Here is a 5,814-nt window from a genome sequence, read left to right as displayed (position 1 = left end):
CGCCGCCGCGGCGGCGCTGAACGTCTCCCAGCCCGCGGTCACCCGCATGCTGCAGAAGGCCGAGCAGCGCCTCGGCTTTTCCCTCTTCATCCGCGAGAAGCGCCGGCTGCGCCCGACCCCCGAGGCGCAGCTGATGTTTCCCGAGACGCTGGGCGCCTTCGCGGCGCTGGAGCAGGTGCAGCGCCTGGCCGGCGAGCTGCGTGCCGGGCGGGCCGGCATCCTGGCGATCTCCTGCATCCCGGCGCTGGCGGCCTCGCTGCTGGCGCCGGCGATCCAGCGCTTCCGGGAGCGGCGGCCCGAGGCCTCGGTCACGCTGCAGAGTTTTGGCGCGCATGAGGTCATTGAACGAATAGCGGCGCAGAAGGACGATCTGGGCTTCATCATCGGCCCGGTCGGGCATGACGCGCTGCTGGTGGACGAGCTCGGCACCAGCGAGCTGGCCTGCCTGCTGCCCCCCGGGCATGCCCTGGCGGCGCGGCAGTACCTTGGCCCGGCCGAGCTGGCCGGGCAGCCGCTGCTCTGCCCCGGCCGCCACCTGGTGCTGGGCGAGCAACTGGCCCGCGCCTTCGCCGAGGCCAATTTCCCCTTCCGCATCGCGGTCGAGGTGTCGCAGGCGGAGGCCGTTTGCGCGCTGGTCCGGGCGGGGGCGGGAATCGGGCTGCTCAGCGGCTTCGGGCTGCGCGGGTCGAACCCGCCGGACCTGGTGGCGCGGCCCTTCCGCCCGGCCATCGTCAGCACCGCGCGGCTGCTGCGGCCGCGGCTGCGGCCCTTGTCCCGCCTGGCCCAGGGCTTCGTCGAGGCGCTGGGCGAGGCCTAGCCCCGGCTTTCTCCCGCCGCCCCGCGCGGCTATCATGCGCGCCCCGCGGTTGCGTTGCCCGCACCGGGTTTGCTCTAAGCTCCCACCCGTTTTTCAGCCTCGCCTGGCCGCGCCGGAGTCGCTTCGGTCGCGCCAGGAACTTCTGCCTGCCGGAGAGACCCACGCATGTCCGAGACCAGCGCCGCGCCCGAGAAGATGGACCTGCTGACCGCCAACCCGGTCTACAAGCCCTTCCGCTACCCCTGGGCCTACGAGGCCTGGATGACGCAGCAGCGCGTCCATTGGCTCCCCGAGGAGGTGCCGATGGCCGATGACGTGAAGGACTGGCAGAAGAACCTGACGGATGCCGAGCGCAACCTGCTGACGCAGATCTTCCGCTTCTTCACCCAGGCCGATGTCGAGGTGAACAACTGCTACATGAAGCACTACGCGCAGGTGTTCAAGCCGACCGAAGTGCTGATGATGCTGTCCGCCTTCAGCAACATCGAGACGATCCACATCGCCGCCTACGCCCATCTCCTCGACACCATCGGCATGCCGGAAACCGAGTACACGGCGTTCCTGAAGTACAAGGAGATGAAGGACAAGTACGACTACATGCAGTCCTTCTCGGTCGAGAACAAGACCGAGATCGCCAAGACGCTCGCCGCCTTCGGCGCCTTCACCGAGGGCCTGCAGCTCTTCGCCTCCTTCGCCATCCTGATGAACTTCCCGCGGTTCAACAAGATGAAGGGCATGGGCCAGATCGTCTCCTGGTCGGTGCGCGACGAGACGCTGCACTGCCTGTCGGTGATCCGCCTGTTCCGCACCTTCGTGCAGGAAAACCCGGAGATCTGGACCGAGCAGCTGAAGGCCGACCTGGTCGAGATCTGCACCACCATCGTCGAGCACGAGGACGCCTTCATCGACCTGGCCTTCGAGCTGGGCGGCGTCCAGGGCATGACCGCCGAGGACGTGAAGCAGTATATCCGCTTCATCGCCGACCGCCGCCTGCAGCAGCTGGGCCTGGAGCCGCATTACGGCACCGAGAAGAACCCGCTGCCCTGGCTGGACGAGATCCTCAACGCCGTCGAGCACATGAACTTCTTCGAGGGCCGCGCGACCGAATACTCCAAGGCCTCGACCGCCGGCACCTGGGAAGAGGCCTTCGCCGACGGCGTCTTCGTCGACAAGCAGCCGGAAGGCGAGATCTTCCGGTAACAGGAGGGTCGCCGGCGTGTGATCGCCTGAGGCGGAATCGCCGAAAGGCGTGAATCACCCGCCCAAACAAAAACCTAGATGGCGAACGGCACTTCTATCAGCGCCGTTCGCCATCTAGGCTGGGACCTCTCCTTGGTCCCAGCCGATCCGCCGCCCATGTCCGAGACCCCCTGGAGCAGCTACGCCGATTTTTACCGGCGCTCCCCCTATGCCGCCTTCCCGCAGGAGCATCGCCGCTCGCCCGGCCAGCTCCCCTGCCAGATGATCCTGGTGGAGCAGGGGCCGCATGCCTTCACCGACCCCGAGCTGTCCGAGACCGTGCTCGCCCTGCCGCTGGCGGTGCCCGGGCGCTGCCGCTGGGGCTGGCGGATCGGCGCGCATCGCCAGGTGCAGCAGGCCGAGCCCGGCCGCATGCTGGTCGTCCCCGCCGATGTGGAAAGCCACTGGCAGGTCGATGGCAGCCGCCGCATCCTGATCCTCTCCGTGCCCAACGCCACGCTGCGCCGGCTGTTCGGCCGTGACTGCCCGGCCGATATCGGCGCGGCCTTCCGCAGCCTGTCGGAAGCCACCTGGGCCGACCCGCTGGTCGAGGCGCTGATGCGCCAGCTCTGGCAGGGGCTGGAGGAGGAAGGCCACGGCCAGGCCCGCGCCTTCCTCGCCGACGGGCTGCTGACGGCGCTTCTCTCTCAGCTGCTGATCCGGGCGGGAACGCGCCTGGAAGAACAGAAAGACATCGCCCTGCCGCCCTGGCGCCTGCGCCGGGTGCGGCATTTCGTCGAGGCCCGGCTGGGCGAGAGCATCACCCTCGACGACCTGGCCGGGGCCGCCGGCCTCAGCCGCCGCCATTTCGCCCGCAGCTTCCACCAGGAGACCGGGCAGACGCCGCATCGCTGGCTGATGCAGCGCCGGCTGGAGGCCGCGCAATCCCTGCTGCGCGACACCGCCGAGCCGATCGGCGCCATCGCCGAGCGCTGCGGCTTCTCCAGCCAGAGCCACCTGACGGCCGCGCTGCGCGAGGCCACCGGCCTGACCCCGCTGCGCTGGCGCCACCGCCTGGCCTGAGGCCTCAGCTCTTTTCGACGCCCCAGAACGTCGGAAAACCTTTGCCGACGCCCTTCAAAGAAGCCCGGTAGGCCGTCGCGAAGATATACTGGCCGAGCGGCACGTAGGGCACATCCTGCAGCGATTGCAGCTGGATCTGCTCGGCGATCTTCTGCTGCGCGCTGCGGTCGGGGGCGGCGATCCACTCGCTGCGCAGCGCCTCGATGCGCTCGCTGGTCGGCCAGCCGGGGGCGGCGGCGGCGCCGTTGCTCCACAGCGTGGTGTTGGTCACCGGGCTCGCCTGGTCGAGGCCGCCGGTGAAATAGGCCGTGGCGCTCCAGCCGCCCTTGTCCAGCGGCTCCTTGCTGGCGCGGCGCTGAATCAGCGTGCCGAAATCGGTCGCCACATAGTCGAGCTTGAAGCCCAGCCTGGTGAACAGGTCCGCCGCCACCAGGCCGATGGCGTTCAGGATCGGCAGGTCGGTCGCCGCCAGCAGGGTGACCGGCGCGCCGGCGAAGCCCGCGGCGGCGATCTCGGCCCGCGCCTTGTCCAGGTCGCGCGGGCCGGTGATGGCCTCGATGCCGGCCTTGTTGGCCATCGGCGTCTCGGGGCTGAAGAAGCCGACGCCGTCGCGCCAGGCGCTGCGGTCGTCGCCGACGGCGGCCTGCATGAAGTCGGCCTGGTTGACCGCCATCAGCAGCGCGCGCCGCACCCGGGCGTCGTTGAAGGGCGCGTGCAGGTGGTTCAGCCGCAGGATGCCGATATAGCCGTTAGGGTCCTGCACCTCGACCTTCAGCGCGCGGTCGCGCCGCAGGATCGGCAGCAGGTCGGGCGGCGGCAGCTCCCACCAGTCGATGCCGCCGGTGCGCAGGGCGCCGGCGGCCGAGGTCGGGTCGGGCATGGTGGTCCATTCCACCCGCTCGACCAGCGCCCGCTTCGGCCCGGCCATGAAGCTGGCCGTGCCCTGGCGGGGGACATAGCCGTCGAAGCGCTGATAGACGTTGCGCGCGCCCGGCACCCGCTCGTCGCCCAGGAAGCGGAAGGGGCCGGAGCCGACCATCGCCGTGACCTGCTTGAAGGGGTCGGTCTCGGCCAGGCGCTGCGGCATGATGACGCAGAGATTGTTGGTGCCCTTGCCCAGCGCATCCGGCAGCTGCGGGAAGGGGGCCTTGAGGCGGAACAGGATGGTGCGGTCGTCGGGGGCCGAGAGCTCCGCCGTCGCCGCCATCAGCCGCTGGCCGAAGCCGTCGCGCACGCCCCAGCGGCGGATGCTGGCCACCGCGTCGCGCGCCAGGACCGGGGTGTTGTCGTGGAATCGCAGGCCCTCGCGCAGCGTCAGCGTCCATTGCAGCCCGTCGGAAGCGACCTCATGCCCCTCGACCATCTGCGGCTGCGGGACATAGCCGGCGTCGTGGCCATAGAGGGTGTCGAAGACCAGCATGGCGTGGTTGCGGGTGACATAGGCCGTGGTCCAGACCGGATCGAGCACCGCCAGGTCGGCATTCGGCACGAAGCGCAGGATGCGGGCGTCCTGGGCGTTGGCCAGGCGCGGCGCGGCCAGCGGGGCGGCGAAGGCTCCGGCGGCGAGGCTGCCCAGAAGCTGGCGGCGGGTGGTCATGGTCGGCGGTCCTTGAGCGGTCGGAAAATCAGGCGAAGCGGTAGAGCCGCGCCGCATTGTCGTGCAGCAGGGCGCGCTGGTCGGCCGCCGGCAGCCTGGCGATGCCGCCGCGGAAGATGTCGAGCGCGTGGGCATAGCTCGTGTCGCGCCGCGCCACCGGATAGTCGGAGCCCCAGAGGCAGCGCGCCGCGCCGAAGGCCTCGAGGCAGGGGTCCAGCACCTCATGCGCCACGGCGGCGCTGGGCGAGGACAGGTAGCGCGGAACATTCGACAGCTTCAGGTGGATGTTCTTCTGCGCGCCCATGGCGGCCAGCCCGTCGCGCCAGCGGGCGATCCCCGCCGCGTCGCGGTCCATCGGCGAGCCGCAGTGATTGACCACGATGGTGAGCCCCGGGTGCTCGGCCGCCAGCCGCGCCACGTCCTGCGCCGCCCAGGGGTTCATCAGCAGCTCGAGCAGGAAGCCGTGGCGGGGGAGCAGCGAAAGACCGCGCTGCCAGGCGTCGGTCTCCCAGTATTTCTCGGCGCTCCAGCGCTGCGCCGGGTCGGGATGCCAGCGGATGGTCTGGCGGATGCCGGCCACCCGGCCGTGCCGCGCCTGCGCCGCCAGGATTTCCTCGGCGCGCGGATCCTGCAGCGGGCACCCGGCGACGCAGCGTTCAGCGACGCCGCCGCGCAGCGGCAGGCTGTCGAGCCAGGCGGTTTCCTCCACCGGGTCGCGCGCCGGGTCCCACAGCGCCTCGACATGCACGCTGCCGACCACGCCGGTGCCGGCGGCATCGCGCCGGAAGTCCTCCACCAGATAGTCGCGGCGCAGGTAGGTGAGATCGCCCAGGGCGGTGACGCCGCCGACCGGCGCCAGCCAGGGGTGGCGCCCCATCGACAGGTCCCAGAGATGGTGGTGGCTGTCGATCACCGGTCCGGTATCGGTCGGCATGTCCATGGCGGGCACTCCTGCAAGCGGCGCCAAGTATGCGAGGCTGGCCTGGGCGCGGCTATGCCCCGCAGGCCGCGGCTGTCACGGGAGTGCCATTTTCGCGCGGGCGCAGGCCGGCGCCTGGCGCGATGCTGACAGCTATGGCCTGGGCAGGACAGCGGCGCCGGCGCCGGCGCGCTATGCAGGGGGTCGCAAAAACCCCCG

Annotated in this window: 5 protein-coding genes; 3 read left to right on the top strand and 2 right to left on the bottom strand. The window is 70.5% G+C overall.

Annotated elements, in window-relative coordinates:
- From BKE38_RS29235 to BKE38_RS29225, 3 genes are all read left to right on the top strand, one after another.
- Positions 1–817 (top strand): LysR substrate-binding domain-containing protein (locus BKE38_RS29235; RefSeq protein WP_076960619.1); only part of this gene is annotated, 817 nt, incomplete at its 5' end.
- Between the two features lie 165 nt (positions 818–982).
- Entirely contained in the window at positions 983–2,017 is a 1,035-nt protein-coding gene (locus BKE38_RS29230; protein ID WP_076960618.1) for a ribonucleotide-diphosphate reductase subunit beta, read from the top strand.
- A 156-nt stretch (positions 2,018–2,173) separates the two neighbouring features.
- A complete protein-coding gene (locus BKE38_RS29225) occupies positions 2,174–3,079 on the top strand; it encodes a helix-turn-helix domain-containing protein (protein ID WP_076960617.1) in 906 nt (301 codons plus the stop codon).
- Between the two features lie 4 nt (positions 3,080–3,083).
- On the opposite strand, the gene BKE38_RS29220 is transcribed toward BKE38_RS29225, so the two are convergent.
- Positions 3,084–4,676 carry an ABC transporter substrate-binding protein gene (locus BKE38_RS29220; protein WP_076960616.1) on the bottom strand — a complete coding sequence of 531 codons (1,593 nt, stop codon included), beginning with the start codon at positions 4,674–4,676 and terminating at the stop codon, positions 3,084–3,086.
- Between the two features lie 28 nt (positions 4,677–4,704).
- A complete protein-coding gene (locus BKE38_RS29215; protein WP_083747955.1) occupies positions 4,705–5,616 on the bottom strand; it encodes an amidohydrolase family protein in 912 nt (303 codons plus the stop codon).
- Positions 5,617–5,814: the final 198 nt, after the last annotated feature.

The sequence above is a fragment of the Teichococcus deserti genome (assembly GCF_001982615.1).
Classification (GTDB): domain Bacteria; phylum Pseudomonadota; class Alphaproteobacteria; order Acetobacterales; family Acetobacteraceae; genus Pseudoroseomonas; species Pseudoroseomonas deserti.
Note: the sequence above shows the minus strand (reverse complement) of the source record. Positions and strands in the feature narration are given on the sequence as shown.